Annotated in this window: 9 protein-coding genes; 4 read left to right on the top strand and 5 right to left on the bottom strand. The window is 69.1% G+C overall.

What is annotated here, in order from left to right; translation table 11 throughout:
* Positions 1-54: 54 nt before the first annotated feature.
* Genes glgB through FHU39_RS01420 form a run of 3 tightly spaced genes read right to left on the bottom strand, consistent with a single transcriptional unit; the run spans position 55 to position 7,548 of the window.
* Entirely contained in the window at positions 55-3,765 is a 3,711-nt protein-coding gene (gene glgB / locus FHU39_RS01410) for a 1,4-alpha-glucan branching protein GlgB (protein WP_183318294.1), read from the bottom strand.
* A gap of 3 nt (positions 3,766-3,768) precedes the next feature.
* Positions 3,769-5,490: a maltose alpha-D-glucosyltransferase gene (gene treS / locus FHU39_RS01415; protein ID WP_183318295.1), complete on the bottom strand. Its 1,722-nt coding sequence runs from the start codon at positions 5,488-5,490 to the stop codon at positions 3,769-3,771.
* Between the two features lie 6 nt (positions 5,491-5,496).
* Positions 5,497-7,548, bottom strand: a complete 2,052-nt coding sequence (locus FHU39_RS01420; protein ID WP_425484748.1) for an alpha-1,4-glucan--maltose-1-phosphate maltosyltransferase — start codon at positions 7,546-7,548, stop codon at positions 5,497-5,499.
* A 124-nt stretch (positions 7,549-7,672) separates the two neighbouring features.
* On the opposite strand from FHU39_RS01420, the gene glgP reads away from it, so the two are divergent.
* Positions 7,673-10,267 carry an alpha-glucan family phosphorylase gene (glgP, locus tag FHU39_RS01425; RefSeq protein ID WP_183318299.1) on the top strand — a complete coding sequence of 865 codons (2,595 nt, stop codon included), beginning with the start codon at positions 7,673-7,675 and terminating at the stop codon, positions 10,265-10,267.
* A gap of 109 nt (positions 10,268-10,376) precedes the next feature.
* On the opposite strand, the gene FHU39_RS01430 is transcribed toward glgP, so the two are convergent.
* The gene (locus tag FHU39_RS01430) at positions 10,377-12,101 is read right to left on the bottom strand and encodes a thiamine pyrophosphate-dependent enzyme (protein ID WP_183318301.1); all 1,725 of its coding nucleotides are present in this window, start codon (positions 12,099-12,101) and stop codon (positions 10,377-10,379) included.
* Positions 12,098-13,651 (bottom strand): FMN-binding glutamate synthase family protein, encoded by a 1,554-nt coding sequence (locus FHU39_RS01435; protein ID WP_183318303.1) that lies wholly within the window; start codon positions 13,649-13,651, stop codon positions 12,098-12,100. Before FHU39_RS01435 ends, FHU39_RS01430 begins: the two co-directional genes overlap by 4 nt.
* 144 nt (positions 13,652-13,795) lie before the next feature.
* Between FHU39_RS01435 and FHU39_RS01440 the strand changes: the two genes are divergently transcribed.
* Genes FHU39_RS01440 through FHU39_RS01450 form a run of 3 tightly spaced genes read left to right on the top strand, consistent with a single transcriptional unit; the run spans position 13,796 to position 15,632 of the window.
* Positions 13,796-14,113, top strand: coding sequence for a hypothetical protein (locus tag FHU39_RS01440; RefSeq protein WP_183318305.1), 318 nt, complete (start codon positions 13,796-13,798; stop codon positions 14,111-14,113).
* Between the two features lie 58 nt (positions 14,114-14,171).
* The gene (locus tag FHU39_RS01445; RefSeq protein ID WP_183318307.1) at positions 14,172-14,579 is read left to right on the top strand and encodes a hypothetical protein; all 408 of its coding nucleotides are present in this window, start codon (positions 14,172-14,174) and stop codon (positions 14,577-14,579) included.
* A gap of 36 nt (positions 14,580-14,615) precedes the next feature.
* Positions 14,616-15,632, top strand: coding sequence for a LacI family DNA-binding transcriptional regulator (locus FHU39_RS01450; protein WP_183318309.1), 1,017 nt, complete (start codon positions 14,616-14,618; stop codon positions 15,630-15,632).
* Positions 15,633-15,641 lie beyond the last annotated feature (9 nt).

Below are 15,641 nucleotides of genomic sequence, written 5' to 3' on the forward strand. Positions count from 1 at the left end.
CGGAACTGGGGGCGCCACCCGGCTGGTCCGGGTGGCGCCCTTGGTCGTCGCCGGCTACTCGGGCGTGGACGCCTCGGGCACGAACCAGATCGCGGAGAGCGGTGGAACCGTCATCACCGCCGAGAACTCCTGCCCGTGCTCCGGTACGGCGTCCGCGGTCACTCCACCGAGGTTGCCGCGGTTCGCCCCGCCGTACCGCTCCGCGTCGGTGTTGAGCGCCTCGGTCCAGCGACCGGCGCGGGGCAGCCCGATGCGCACGTCACGGGCCTCGGAGCCGCTGAAGTTGATCACCGCCGCGATGACGTCGCCGGTGCGCTCGGGGTTCTCGAAACGCAGGTAGGAGAAGAGGTTCGCGTCCCGGTTGTTGGCGTCGATCCACTGGAAACCGCTGGGATCGTGATCGTGCATCCACAACGCGGGGTGATCCTTGTAGATCCGGTTGAGATCCACCACCAGCTCGGCGACACCCCGATGCGCCGGCTGATCCAGCAACCACCAGTCGAGGCTGCGGCCGTCCGCCCACTCCGACTCCTGCGCGAACTCACAACCCATGAAGAGCAACTGCTTGCCGGGGTGCCCCCACATGTTCGCGAGGAACGCGCGGACACCGGCGAGCTGCTCCCACCGGTTGCCGGGCATCTTGCGCAGCAGGGACCCCTTGCCGTGGACGACCTCGTCGTGGCTGATCGGCAGCACGAACTGCTCGCTCCATGCGTAGACCAGCGAGAAGGTCAGCTCGTCGTGGTGGAATCGTCGGTAGATCGGTTGCTGCGCAACGTAATCCAGCGTGTCGTGCATCCAGCCCATGTTCCACTTGAAGCCGAAGCCCAGACCGTCGGCGCTGGTCGGTTTGGTGACGCCCGGCCAGGAGGTGGACTCCTCGGCCACCATGAACGTGCCGGGCATCCTCCGGTATGCCGTGGCGTTGGTCTCCTGCAGGAGCTGCACCGCCTCGAGGTTCTCCCGGCCGCCGTGCCGGTTCGGCAGCCATTCGCCCTCGTTGCGTGAGTAGTCGAGGTAGAGCATGGACGCCACGCCGTCGACCCGCAGGCCGTCCGCGTGGAACTCCTGCATCCAGTAGATTGCGTTCGCGACCAGGAAGTTGCGCACCTGGGGGCGGCCGAAATCGAAGATGTACGAACCCCATTCGGGGTGCCAGCCGCGTCGTGGGTCGGGGTGCTCGTAGAGTGCGGTGCCGTCGAAGCGGGCCAGCGCCCATTCGTCGGTGGCGAAGTGTCCGGGCACCCAGTCCAGGATGACGCCGATGCCGGCCCGGTGCAGCGCGTCGACTAGGAACCGGAAGTCGTCCGGGTCGCCCAGACGCGAATTGGGCGCGTAGTAGCCGGTCACGTGGTAGCCCCAGGACGGCGGGTAGGGGTGCTCCATCACCGGCATGAACTCGACGTGGCTGAAGCCGAGCTCCGAGACGTACGAGACGAGTTCGGATGCCAGATCGCGCCAGGACTTGCCCTGCCGCCACGACATCGGATGGACCTCGTAGACGCTCATCGGGCGTTGGTGGGCATGCGTCGTAGAACGCTGCTGCAGCCAGTCGGCGTCACCCCACTCGTAGGACGACTCGGTGACCACCGACGCCGTCGCGGGCGCGATCTCCGCCTTCCGGGCCAGCGGGTCGGCCTTCTCCCGCCAGATGCCGTCGGGGCCGAGGATGTCGAACTTGTACCGCGTGCCTGCACCGACTCCCGGCACGAACAGCTCCCACACCCCGCCGTTCAACCGGCGCATCGGGTGTCCTTGCGCGTTCCAGGTGTTGAAGTCGCCGACCAGGCGGACGCCACGCGCGCCCGGCGCCCACACCGCGAACGACGTGCCGTGCACGGTGCCCTGCGGGCTCTCGTAGCGTCGCACGTGTGCGCCCAGCACAGTCCACAGCTGCTCGTGGCGGCCTTCCGCGATCAGGTGCAGGTCCATCTCGCCCAGGGTGGGCAGGAAGCGGTAGGGGTCGTCCGTCACGTGTTCGACCCCGTCGTCGTACGTCGTCACGACGCGGTAGTCGGGCACCTCCGCACCCGGCAGCGTGCCGCTCCACAGGCCCTCGTAGTCGTGGCCCAGGTCGGTGCGTGAGCCGTCGGGCAGCTGCACCTGGACGGTGCGGGCGAGTGGACGGAATACCCGCACCAGTGCGGTGGATCCGTCGGTGTGGGGGCCGAGGAGCCGGTGCGGGTCGCCGTACCGCCCGGCGAGCAGTTCGTCGGCGGTCTCCTGACGTAACGCAGTCGACGGGGCCGTACTGCCGTTGTCCTGATCGCTCATCTGGTCGCTCCTCGTCGTCGGCAACAGCCGATGGATCGCACTGCGCGGGATGTCCAGCCAGTCGGGCCGGTTGCGTGCCTCGTAGACGACCTCGTAGGCCGCCTTGTCCACCTCGAAGAGCTCGATGAGCTCCTGGTATGCCGCGAGCTCGGTCTCGCTCTGCGCGGCGTACCCGGCGAGGAAGGCCTCGCGAGACTGCGTCGCCCAGTCCCGCCGGGAGACTGCCGGGTCGTCCTGTTCGACCGAGCCGGCGGCGTAGTCGAACGACCGCAACATGCCTGCGATGTCCCGCAGCGGGGTGTCGAGCTCGTTGCGCTCCGGCAGCGGGCGCAACGGCTCACCCTCGAAGTCCAGCAGCACCCAGCCACGGCCGGGCACGTCCAGCACCTGGCCGAGGTGGTAGTCGCCGTGGATGCGTTGCAGTGCCGGCCAGTTCGCGTCGGTCGCCCGGTCCAGCAGCGCCTCGAACGCAGCCTGGTCGGAGCCAAGCTCCGGCACGGCGTGCACCGCGGACCCGAAACGCCGGCGCATGGTGTCCAGTTGCGCCGCAACGGTTTCGGCGGTGCTCGGCGCGGTGGGCAGCGCCTGCGCCAGCTGCGCGTGCACCTGCGCCGTCGCGGCACCGAGCGCGTGCGCCGACGTCACGAACGAGCGGTCAGCGGTCGCCGCGTCGAGCGCCTCCCGCCAGGCGTCGCGCACGCCCGGGAAGAACTCCTGCGCGAAGGCGAGGTGACCTCGACAAGCTCGGCCATCGCTGGTGGTGGCTCGGCCGTCGTGGGTGGTGGCTCGGCCATCGCTGTCGTGGGGTGCCGGCCAGTCGCCCCGGAGCGATGCGACCATCCGCGGCACCTGCTCGCTGCCCGCTGCGGTGAGCGCGGTCTGCAGGGTGACGTCAGGGTTGTCACCCGCGTGCACGACGCGAAACACCTTGATGATCAACGGATCGTCGTCGGCCACGTCCACGATGATCGAGGTGTTGGACTGTTCACCCGACAGCACCCGGGACGCAGTGACCGCCGGGACCGAGGAGTGCCGGTGACCACTGCCGCGCACGGTCACCGTCGACTCGCGGTGCCCGACCTCACCCGTCGTCACGTCGTGCGTCTCGAGTTCGGCCTGCCGACCACCGGTGACCATCGCGCGTAACAGCGCGCGCACGAACACCGGGTCGTGGCAGCCGTCGTAGACGAAGCGGTTGCCGAGCGCGGAGTGCTGCATCTCCCCGACGAGTGCCTCGGCGGCGCCGTCCAGCGGTGCGCTGCGGTAGGTGAGCGGCACCTGGTAGAGGACCGGCTCCGGCCCGGACGTGTCCGTCACCAGGAGGATCTCGACGCCGACCTCGCCGTCCGGGTCGTCGAAGCGGTAACTGCCCCGCAGCTCCAGGTGCGGCCGGCTGCCTTTACCGCCATACCAGCGGCGGTCGCCGATCCAGCCCTGCAACAGCTCCAGTTTGGTGGGTTTCAGGCTCGCCCCGGCATGGATGATCGCCATGGGTCAGCCCGCCGACCCCGGCCGCACCGCGAGCCAGAAGAAGTCGCGCGACCCGAGCGTGAAGGTGGCGGTGCCGTCCGGGCCGACCGCAGGGAAATGGGCTCCGCCGAAGAGGTCGCGCAGCTTCGCGTCGGCCAGGTCGGCGGGCAGCGAGATGGTCACCGACTGGGGCCGGCTGGACACGTTGTTGATGCACAGCACCGTGCGGGTCGCGATCTCGTCATCCGGGTCGTCGTCCGGATGGATCGTGCGGGTGAAGGCCAGCACGGCGTCGTTGTCCGCCTCCACCGGCCGGTAGTCACCCAGCCCGAACACGGGGTACTGCTTGCGGATGGCGAGCATCTCGCGGGTCCAGTGCAGCAAGGACGCGCTGGACCCCATCTGAGCCTCGACGTTCACATTGTTGAAGTGGTAGACGAGGCTGGAAATGATTGGCAGGTAGAGCTTTCCGGGATCGGAGGTGGAGAACCCAGCGTTGCGGTCCGGTGTCCACTGCATCGGGGTGCGGACCGCGTCGCGGTCCGGCAGCCAGATGTTGTCGCCCATGCCGATCTCGTCGCCGTAGTACAAGCACGGGGATCCCGGCAGGGACAGCAACAGGGCGTTGATCAGCTCGGTCTCGGCGCGCGAGTTGTCCAGCAGGGTCGCGAGACGGCGCCGGATGCCCACGTTGGCGCGCATCCGCGGGTCCGGGGCGTACCAGCCGTACATCGCGGCGCGCTCCTCCGGAGTGACCATCTCCAGCGTCAGCTCGTCGTGGTTGCGCAGGAACGTGCCCCACTGCCCGCCGCGCGGGATCGGCGGCGTCTCGGCCATCACCTCGTTGATGCGGGTCGCCTTCTCGTCGCGCAGTGCGTAGTACAGCCGCGGCATGATCGGGAAGTGGAAGCACATGTGGCACTCGGGGGCCTCCTCGGTGCCGAAGTAGTCCACCACCTCGTCGGGCATCTGGTTCGCCTCGGCCAGCAGCATCCGGCCGGGGTACTCCTCGTCGACCATCGCACGCAGTTTGGCGATGAATTCATGTGTCTTCGGGTGGTTCTCGCCGTTGTGACCCTCCTCGATGTAGAGGTAGGGGATGGCGTCCAGACGGAATCCGTCGATGCCGAGGTCCATCCAGAACCGGACGATGTCGAAGATCTCCTCGTGCACTGCTCCGTTCTCGAAGTTGAGGTCCGGCTGGTGCGAGAAGAAGCGGTGCCAGAAGAACTGCCGGCGCACCGGGTCGAAGGTCCAGTTGGACACCTCGGTGTCGACGAAGATGATGCGGGCGTCGGCGTACAGCTCGTCGGTGTCGGACCACATGTAGTAGTCGCCGTAGGGGCCCTCGGGGTCCGAGCGCGACGCCTGGAACCACGGATGCTGGTCGCTGGTGTGGTTGATGACCAGGTCGGTGATGATGCGGATGCCGCGCGCGTGCGCCTGGGAGACCAGCTCGGTGAACTCCGGCAGCGTGCCGAACTCGGGCAGCACCGCCTTGTAGTCGGCGATGTCGTAGCCGCCGTCGCGCAGCGGTGAGGCGTAGAACGGCGGGATCCACAGGGCGTCGATGCCCAACCACTGCAAGTAGTCCAGCCGGTTGATCAGGCCGGTGAAGTCACCCGACCCGTTGCCCGTCGAGTCCCCGAAGGCGCGCACCAGGACCTCGTAGAAGACCGCCTTGCGGAACCACTGCGGGTCGTGCCGCAGGCCGGGCTGCGGAAGGTTGAAACCTACTGTCGTCACGGTGCTTCAGAACCTCCGGAGATGGACGATGTGCAACGGCTCGGTGTCCGGTCCGAGCCGCACGTAGTTGTCGGCGCCCCACCGCCAGCTGGCGTCGCTGAGCAGGTCGTGTGCGACGAACCCGTCGTGCTGCGCCAGCCCCAGCGCACCCATGTCGAGCCGCACGGTGGACTCTCGGGTGGCGTGTGGGTCGGTGTTGGCGACCACGATGATCACGTCGTCGCCGTGCTTCTTGGAGAAGGCCAGCATCTGCTGGTCGTCCACGTGGTGGAAGGTGATGTTGCGCAGCCAGTGCAGCGCGGGGTGCTGGGCGCGAATCTCGTTGAGACGAGTGAGGAACGGTGCCAGGGACTGGCCCTCACGGTCGCCGCCGGCCTCGTAGCGGGACCACTCGCGGTCCTTGTACTGGTACTTCTCGTTGTCGATCTGCTCCTCGGCGCCGGGGCGCGCCACGTGCTCGATCAGCTCGTACCCCGCGTAGATGCCGTACGTGGGTGACAGCGTCGCCGCGAGCGCTGCGCGCAGCTTCCACGCCGTCGGCCCGCCGTACTGCATGTAAGGAGTGAGGATGTCGTGGGTCGTCGGCCAGAAGCTGGGTCGCATGTACGGCGCGGAGTCGCGCGCCAGCTCCTCGACATACTCGCGCAGTTCGGGCGCCTCGTTGCGCCATGCGTAATAGGTGTAACTCTGCTGGAATCCCACCTTCGCCAGCGTCGCCATCATCGCCGGGCGGGTGAACGCCTCGGCCAGCCAGATGATGTCCGGATGTGCGGCGGCCACATCACTGATCAGCCACTGCCAGAACTCCACCGGCTTGGTGTGCGGGTTGTCGACCCGGAAGATCGTGACGCCGTGGTCGATCCACACCTGGACCACGCGCCGGACCTCGGCGTAGATGCCGTCCGGGTCGTTGTCGAAGTTGAGCGGGTAGATGTCCTGGTACTTCTTCGGCGGGTTCTCGGCGTACGCGATCGATCCGTCGGCGCGGGTGGTGAACCACTCGGGATGCGAGGTGACCCACGGGTGGTCGGGGGCGCACTGCAGCGCCAGGTCGAGCGCGACCTCCAGGCCCTGCTCGCGCGCGGCCGCCACGAACGCGTCGAAGTCGTCGAAGGTGCCCAGATCGGGGTGGATCGCGTCGTGCCCGCCGTCCGCGCTGCCGATGGCGTACGGCGACCCCGGGTCGTCCGGTCCCGCGACGAGCGTGTTGTTGGGGCCCTTGCGGTTGGTCTGCCCGATCGGGTGGACCGGTGTCAGGTAGACCACGTCGAAGCCCATCCCCGCGATGGCGGGCAACCGCTGCGCCGCGGTCCGCAGCGTGCCGGTGAACCACGTGCCGGTCTCGGGGTCGAGGTGAGCTCCCTCGCTGCGTGGGAAGATCTCGTACCACGCGCCGTAGAGCGCGCGTTCCCGCTCCACCCACCAGCTGTATGACGTGCCCGGCGTCACCGCGTCGCGCAACGGCGTGCTGGTCATGATGTGGCGCACCGCCGCCGAGGTGCCCGCCGAGATCCGGGTGCCCGGCTCCTCGTCGGCATCCCGCAACCCGGTGATCGCGGCCTGCAGCGTGCGCGTGTCGTCCGGGGTGTGGTCGACCGAGTCGACGGCCCGCTCCAGCAACCGGGCGCCCTCCTCGAGCATCACCTCGGTGTCGACGTCGGCTGCGATCTTGATCACGGCGTCGTGGGCCCAGGTGGCGTAGGGATCGGACCAGCCCTCGACACAGTAGGACCACATACCGGGACGGTCGGCGCTGATCGTGGCGATCCAGGTGTCCAGGCCCGGATTGGTGCACCGCATCGGCACCTGGCTGACTTCGCCGTCCGGGTCGGTGACGGCAACCGACGCGTTGACGGCGTCGTGCCCCTCCCGGAAGACGGTTGCAGTGACCGCGAACGACTCTCCGACAACGGATTTCGTGGGGAAGTCACCGTCTCCGACGGCTGGGCGGACGTCGAGGGACGGGATCCGCCCGACCGGTCGGGACGGCACGGCTGCCGCAATGGCGGTCGTGCCGGTGGTCGGCACCGTGGGCGACGTCGGCTGCGTTTCAGTCACCTGAGCGACGCTACAAGATCCGGGGCCGACAGGGACACCTGTTGGCCCCCGGTGTCCGGATCGGCGGGTGACCAGCATCCGGTCGAATTCGCGTCAGCGCCGTGCGCCCCTACGATTCACTCCCGTGAGAGCCATTCGTCGTTTCAATGTCCGCACCGCGCTGCCCGAGCCGCTGGCCCCGTTGTCGGACCTCGCGACCAACCTGCGTTGGTCCTGGCACCGCCGCACCCGTGACCTCTTCCGGGACATGGACCCGTCGGTCTGGGAGGCGGTGCACGGCGACCCGGTGGCGCTGCTGGCCGGCCTCACCCCGCAACGCCTGGAGGCGCTCGCTGCGGACGGGGAGTTCGTCGGCCGCGTGCACGACGCGGCACGCGGCTTGTCGACATACCTCACCGCCCCGGCGTGGTACGACCAGTTCTCCGGCGAGCAGCCCGCGCCGGCGTCGATCGCCTATTTCAGCGCCGAGTTCGGCATCACCCACGTGCTGCCGCAGTACTCCGGTGGCCTGGGCATCCTGGCCGGCGACCACCTGAAGTCGGCCAGCGACCTCGGGGTGCCGATCGTCGGTGTCGGCCTCTTCTACAAGGAGGGCTACTTCAGTCAGCAGCTGTCCGCCGACGGCTGGCAGCTGGAGAACTACCCCCTGCTGGACCCCGACGACGTCCCGCTGACCCTGCTGCGCGAGGAGGACGGCACCCCGGTGGACGTCACGCTGGCGCTGCCCGAGGGCCGCACGCTGCACGCGCGGGTATGGCGGGCCCAGGTCGGCCGGGTGCCGCTGCTGCTGCTCGACTCCGACGTGGAGGCCAACGACGACTCCGCGCGGGAGCTCACCGCGCGCCTCTACGGCGGCGGCGGCGACCAGCGGCTGCAGCAGGAGATGCTGCTCGGCATTGGCGGCGTGCGTGCGCTGCGGGTCTGGAGCCGGCTGACCGGCGCGCCCGCCCCGGAGGTCTACCACTGCAACGAGGGCCACGCCGGCTTCCTGTCGCTGGAGCGGATCAGCGAGCTGGTCACCGGCCACGGGCTCGACTTCGAGCAGGCCCGCCGCGCCGTCCGGGCGAGCAACGTCTTCACCACCCACACCCCGGTCCCGGCGGGCATCGACCGGTTCGACGCGCAGCTGGTGCACACCCACTTCAGCGGCACCGCCGAGCTGCCGGGTGTCCCGGTCGACGCGATCCTGCCGTTCGGCGCCGAGGACTACGAGGGCGGCCAGCAGGGCATCTTCAACATGGCCCTGATGGGTCTGCGGATGGCGCAGCGCAGCAACGGCGTCTCGCAGCTGCACGGAGCGGTCAGCCGTTCGATGTTCGACGTGCTGTGGCCCGGGTTCGACGACGACGAGGTGCCGATCACCAGCATCACCAATGGTGTTCACGCCCCGACCTGGATGGACTGGCGGGTCATCGCGCTGGGCCGCAAGTACCTCGGCGACACCGACGTGCGTGAGGCCATCGGCTGGGAGCGCATCGGGCGCGTCCCGCGCGGGGAGCTGTGGGCGGTCAAGCGCGAACTGCGCGAGCAACTGGTGGAGGACGTGCGCAAGCGGATGCGCGCCTCCGCGCAGACCCGCGGCGCGAGCCACGCCGAGCTCGGCTGGATCGCGGATCTGCTGGACCCCGACGTGCTGACGATCGGCTTCGCGCGTCGGGTGCCGACATACAAGCGCCTGACCCTGATGCTGCGCGACCCGGAGCGGCTCAAGAAGCTGCTGCTGGACCCCGAACGCCCCGTCCAGCTGGTCATCGCGGGCAAGTCGCACCCGGCCGACGAGACCGGCAAGAAGCTGATCCAGGAGATGGTGCAGTTCACCGACGACCCGGAGCTGCGGCACCGGATCGTCTTCCTGCCCAACTACGACATGCGGATGGCGCAGACGCTGATGCCCGGCGTCGACGTGTGGCTGAACAACCCGCTGCGGCCCTACGAGGCCTCCGGCACGTCCGGCATGAAGGCCGCGCTCAACGGCGCGCTCAACCTGTCGATCCTGGACGGCTGGTGGGACGAGTGGTTCGACGGCAGCAACGGCTGGGCGATCCCGTCCGCGGACCCGGCGCACGGCACCGAGTCCTCGACGATGGACCCGGACCGGCGTGACGACCTGGAGGCGGCAGCCCTCTACGACCTGATCGAGTCGCAGGTGGCGGTGCGCTTCTACGACGTGGACGCCGAGGGCGTGCCGCAGCGCTGGGTGGAGATGGTCGAGCACACCCTGAGCGTGTTGGGCCCGAAGGTCCTGGCGACCCGGATGGTGCGCGACTACACGACCAGGCTCTACACGCCTGCGGCGATCGCCGGACGCGCCGCGGCCGACGACGACTTCGCGCTCGCGAAGGACCTGGCGGCATACGTCGGCCGGGCCCAGGAAGCGTTCCCCGGGCTGCGGATCGAACACGTCGAGGCCGACGGCGTCACCGACACCCCGCTGATCGGCGACAAGCTCACCGTGCGGGCGTATGTCGCGCTCGCCGGGCTGCGACCCGACCAGGTCCTGGTGCAGGTCGTCCACGGCCGGGCGAGCGAGAGCGACGAGTTGCACGACGTCGACACCACCGAGCTCTACCCGGTGGCGGACCTGGGCGACGGCCGCGCGAGGTTCGAGGGCACCCTGACGCTGGTGCGCGGCGGAGCCTTCGGCTACAGCGTCCGCGTCCTGCCGCGCCACGCCGGGCTGGCGAACGTCGCCGAGCTGGGACTCGTCGCCAACGCCTGATCCCCGCCGACCGAGAGGAGCACATCCGGTCCCACCGGAGTACGAAATCCGCCCGATTTCGTCCTCCTGTCGGTCGGCAAGTGCTCCTCTCGGTCAGAGGGGTGCGGGATCACCGGCTCTCCAGGAACTCCTTGGACTTGGCGATCGCGAACCCCCAGGCGTCCGCGGCCGTCGTCCTCGGCGGCAGCGCGATCTCGTCGGGGTTGGTCACGAAGTCCAGCAGGTACGGCCCGTCGTGCGCCAGCGCCTCCCGGACCGCGGTGTCCACGTCCTCGGCCTCGGTGACCCGGCGCGATCGCAGACCGAGCGACGCGGCGACCGCGGACAGGTCGGGGTTGTCCAGTTCGGTCCCGAACTCCGGCAGGCCGCCCTGCTCCTGCTCGAGTTTGACCATGCCCAGCCGACCGTTGTCGTAGACCACGAAAGTGACCGGCAGCCGGTAGGTCACGGCCGTCCGCAGGTCGCCCAGCAGCATCATCAGCCCGCCGTCGCCGCAGTTGGCGATGACCTGCCGGCCGCGGTCGAGAGCCTGCGCGCCGAGCGCCTGCGGCATCGCGTTGGCCATCGAGCCGAGGTTGTAGGACCCGATCAGTTGCCGGTCGCCGCGCAGCTGGACGAACCTGCTGATCCACACCGTCGACATACCGGTGTCGGTGGTGAAGACCGCGTCGGTCGCGGCGTGCCGGTCGAGAGCGGCGGCGACGACCTCCGGCCGGATGAGGCCTTCCGGGTTGTCCGCCTTGCCGCGCAGTTTGCCCAGCCAGGTGCGGTCGTCGTGGTCCGGGTCGGCGAGTTCGGCCTGATCGTCCAACCAGCCGGCATAGGCGTCCGTCGCGGAGCGCAGGTGGTCGGTGTCGTCCTTGGTGTCCAGCAGGTCGGCGAGGGCGCGCAACGTCGGCCCGGCGTGTCCGACGAGGGCGTGGTCGACCGGTGTCCGACGGCCGATGTGCCCGGCGCGGGAGTTCAGCGAGATCACGGTCTTGCCCTGTGGGTACCAGTCACGGTAGGGGAAGTCGGTGCCGATCAGGAACAGCGTGTCGCAGTCGTCGAACGCTTTCCGGGTGGACGGATTGCCGATCAGCCCGGACTGGCCGAGCTGGTAGGGGTTGTCCGCCTCGAGCCCGGCCTTCGCCTTCAGCGTCAGCACCATCGGCGCCTTCAGCCGTTCGGCGATCGTCAGCACCTCGGTGCGGTCCCCGGCCGCGCCGCACCCGACCAGCAACGTCACCTTCTCGGCGGCGTTGAGGGCTCGCGCGGCTTCAGTCAGTTGGTCCTCGGGCGCGGTCACCTGGGCGGCGCGCGGCGCGAAGTGCGGTGGCCGGGTGCCCCGCGGTATGTCGAGGGAGCCCACGTCACCGGGCAGGGTGAGTACGGCGACACCGCCTTCGGCATACGCGGTGTTGACCGCCTGCTCCAGCAGCTGCGGCAGTTGCCCCGGGCTGGTGATCGTCTGCGCGAAGTCCGCCACGTCGGCGAACAGCACGTCGTTGTTGACCTCCTGGAAGAAGTCGGTGCCAATGTCGGGGGTGGGCACCTGGCCGCACAGCGCGAGGACGGGTGCGTGCGACTTCTTGGCGTCATACAGGCCGTTCAGCAGGTGGATGGAGCCCGGTCCGACGGTGCCCATGCAGACACCGATGCGGCCGCTGAGCTGCGCCTGGGCGCCGGCCGCGAAGGCGGCAGCCTCCTCGTGCCGCACGCCGATCCATTCGATGCCCTCCTGCCGGCGGATGGCATCGGTGACCGGGTTGAGTGCGTCGCCGACCACACCCCAGACCTGCCGCACCCCGTGCTCGGCCAGTGCGGCGACGATCAGCTCCGCGACGTCGGTCATGCCGAGCGCCCCTCACCGGCGCGGTACTGCGAGATCTGCGGACTGAAGCTGTCCGCGCTGGCCGCCTCCCAGTCCGTCGCCCACGTCTCCGGTGCCGCCGCGAGCAACTCGCCGGGCTGCAGCCAGGTGAACAACTCCGCATAACTGCGGCTCTCGCCCGGGGAGATGTTGTGCCGCAGCATGTGCGGGCTGAGCTCGTGCGGCTCGCGGGCGCCGAGCGTCGCCATCAGCTGCGCCGCCTGCTCCACGGTCGCCTGGTGGTAGCGCTGCACCCGCTCGCTCTTGGACGGCACGTCCAGCGCGTGTGCCCGCCGCTTGTTCTGGGTGGCGACGCCGACCGGGCACTTGCCGGTGTGGCACTGCTGCGCCTGGATACAACCGATCGCCATCATCATCGCCCGCGCGGAGTTGGTGTAGTCGGCGCCCTGGATGAGCCGCTTGACGATGTCGGCCCCGCCGGCGATCTTGCCGCTCGCACCCAGTTTGATGTCGTCGCGCAGCCCGGTGCCGACGAGCGCGTTGTGCATCGTCATCAGGCCGTGGCTGAGCGGCATACCGACGTAGTCCTCGTACTCCAGCGGTGCGGCTCCCGTGCCGCCCTCGGAGCCGTCGACGATGATGAAGTCCGGTGCGGTGCCGACCTGGCGGATTGCCTTGCAGATGGCCAGCACGTCCCGCCGGGAGCCGATGCACAGCTTGAATCCGGCCGGCTTGCCACCGCTCAATTCGCGCATCTTCGCGATGAATTCGATCAGCTCGACCGGCGTCGAGAAGACCTTGTGACGCGCCGGGCTGACGCACTTCTGCCCCTCGGGCACGCCGCGGAACTGGGCGATCTCCGCGGTCACCTTGGCCGCCGGCAGCACCCCGCCGATCCCCGGCTTGGCACCCTGGCTCAGCTTCAGCGACACGCACTTGACGCGGTCGTCGGTCGACTTGTCGCGGAAGATGTCCGGGTCGAAGTCGCCGTCCTTGGTCCGGGTGCCGAAATAGCCCGAACCGATCTCCCAGACCAGGTCGCCGCCGTTCTCCAGGTGGTATGGCGTCAGGCCGCCCTCCCCAGTGTCGTGGGCGAAACCGCCCATGGCAGCACCCTTGTTGAGCGCTCGGATCGCGTTGGCGGACAACGCCCCGAAGCTCATCGCGGACACGTTGAGCAGCGACATGTCGTACGGCTTGCCGCAGTCCTTCCCGCCGACCCGGACCCGGGGCGGACGGTCGGGCTTCTCCAGCGGCGCGGTGGAGTGGACCAACGCCTCGTAGCCCGCGCGGTCGACGTCGCGCTCGGTGCCGAAGGGCTGCTCGCCGTGGGTACCCTTGGCCCGCTGGTAGATGACCGAGCGGGTGTCGCGGTCGAAGGGGCGCCCGTCCCAGTTGCGTTCGATGAAGTACTGCTGGATCTCCGGGCGGATGTCCTCCAGCAGGTAGCGCAGGTGGCCGACGACGGGGTAGTTGCGCAGCACCGAGTGCTGCCGTTGGACCAGGTCACGTACCGCCAGACCCACGAGGGACCCTGCTGCCAGGGCCGTTGCCTGTTGCCATCGCGCCATACCGTCTCCTTCGATCTCCTGCGATCCCGGGCCCCGCACGTCATCGTCGGTGGCTCAGCTGCGTGCTTGCTGAGTCGGAGGGTTCCGTACGATGTGCGGGTGCTCCTGCCCTTGACAATCCTGCTTATCGCACTGTTGGCGGTCTTGGCTATCTATGCGGCATATCTGACCGCGCGGGGGCGACCGGTGGACAACCCGATGTTCTACCTCGCGAGCGTCACCGAGGTGGCCGTCATCGCGCAGCTGGTGGTGGGGCTGGTGCGGATCGGGGACGCCGACGCGCACATGTCGAAGGGCCTGTTCATCGCCTACCTGGCCGGGCTGGTCTGCGTGCTGCCGGTCGCCGGCTTCTGGGGCATCGCCGAGCGGGAGTCCCGCTGGGGGACAGGCGTCCTGCTGGTCGCGACCCTCGGCCTGCTCGTGATGGTCGCCCGCCTCCTGCAACTCTGGAACGGAGCGTAGAGACATCAGCAGCCAACCGACACCCACGAGTTCTCGCGTCAACACCGGCCCGGGCCGCATGCTGGTGGCCATCTACGGCCTCTTCGCGCTCGCGGCCACGGGGCGGTCGATCATGCAGATCGCACAGACCTGGCCGCATCAGCACCTGCCCTACTGGCTGTCGGCGGTGGCCGCCGTCGTCTACTGCGTGGCGACGGTGGCGCTCGGCCGTGGCAACCGCACCAGCGCCCGAATTGCGCTGGCAACCATCAGCTTCGAGCTGTTCGGAGTCGTTGCCGTGGGGATCTGGTCGTATGCCGACACGGCGGCCTTTGTGGCCGCGGGGCAGGCCGGCGACACCACCGTGTGGTCGAAGTTCGGCCAGGGCTACGGCTATGTGCCGTTGATCCTGCCGGTCCTCGGTCTGCTGTGGTTGCGGCACATTCGCCGGTCCGGTGCGGCAAACTCGGCTGACGGGAGTAAGTAAACTCGGCGCACTGGGTGCGAGCACGGGAGGGAACCGATGGCTGCAAAAGCGACGATGGCGGACATTGCCCGACAGTTGGGCATCTCGCGAGCGGCGGTCTCCTACGCCCTGAACGGCCAGCCCGGCGTCGCGGCCGACACCCGGGAACGCGTGCTCGAACTCGCGGTCGAGCTCGGCTGGCACCCGAGCGCGAACGCCCGGGCGCTGATGGGGTCCGACATCCAGGTCATCGGCCTGGCGCTGTCCCGGCCGACGGCGACCTTCGCCGTCGACTCCTTCTTCTTCGAGTTTCTCGCGGGCGTGGAAAGCGTTCTGGTGGAACGTGGTTGGAGCCTGCTCCTGCGTGTCATCGGTGACGCTCCTGACGTGGAGATCGAGACCTATCGACGGTGGTGGGGCGAGGGGCGCATCGACGGGGTCATCCTCGTGGACGAGCGTCATCACGATGCTCGACTCGCCGCGGTCGAGGAGATCGGCCTACCCGCCGTGCTCTGTGGAGGTCCCCGCAAGGGCATCGACCTGCCGTGTGTCTGGACCGATCAGGCCGGCGACGCCGCGCTGCTGGTCGACCATCTGGCGGACCTCGGACACCGGCGGATCGCCCACGTGAGCGGGCCACGGGAGTTCGTGCACGAGCGGGGTCGCCAGCGAGGTGTGCGCACCGCGGCCGCGCGACGCGGCATGTCCGTCGTCTCCGTGGAGGGCAACTACGCGCCGGAGGATGCACGCGCCGCCGTCCGGCGATTCCTCTCCGAGGCCGAGCCGCCCACTGCGTTTATCTTCAGCAACGACCACATGTCGGTCGCCGGGCTGAAGATGCTCCGCGAGCTCGGCAGATCGGTTCCTGACGAGTTCTCCGTTGTGGGATGGGATGATTCGCCGCTGACGCAAGCGGTCGATCCGGAGCTCACAGCGCTCTACCGCAACAACCAGGCCTATGGCCGCCAGGCGGCCGAGACGCTGCTCGACCTCGTCTCCGGCAAGCAGCCGGGGTTGGTGCCGGTGGCCCGCTCGCAACTGCGCGAGCGAGCCAGCTCCGGCCCGGCGCGCTGAGCATCGGGC

This window comes from Flexivirga oryzae, assembly GCF_014190805.1.
GTDB classification, from domain to species: domain Bacteria; phylum Actinomycetota; class Actinomycetes; order Actinomycetales; family Dermatophilaceae; genus Flexivirga; species Flexivirga oryzae.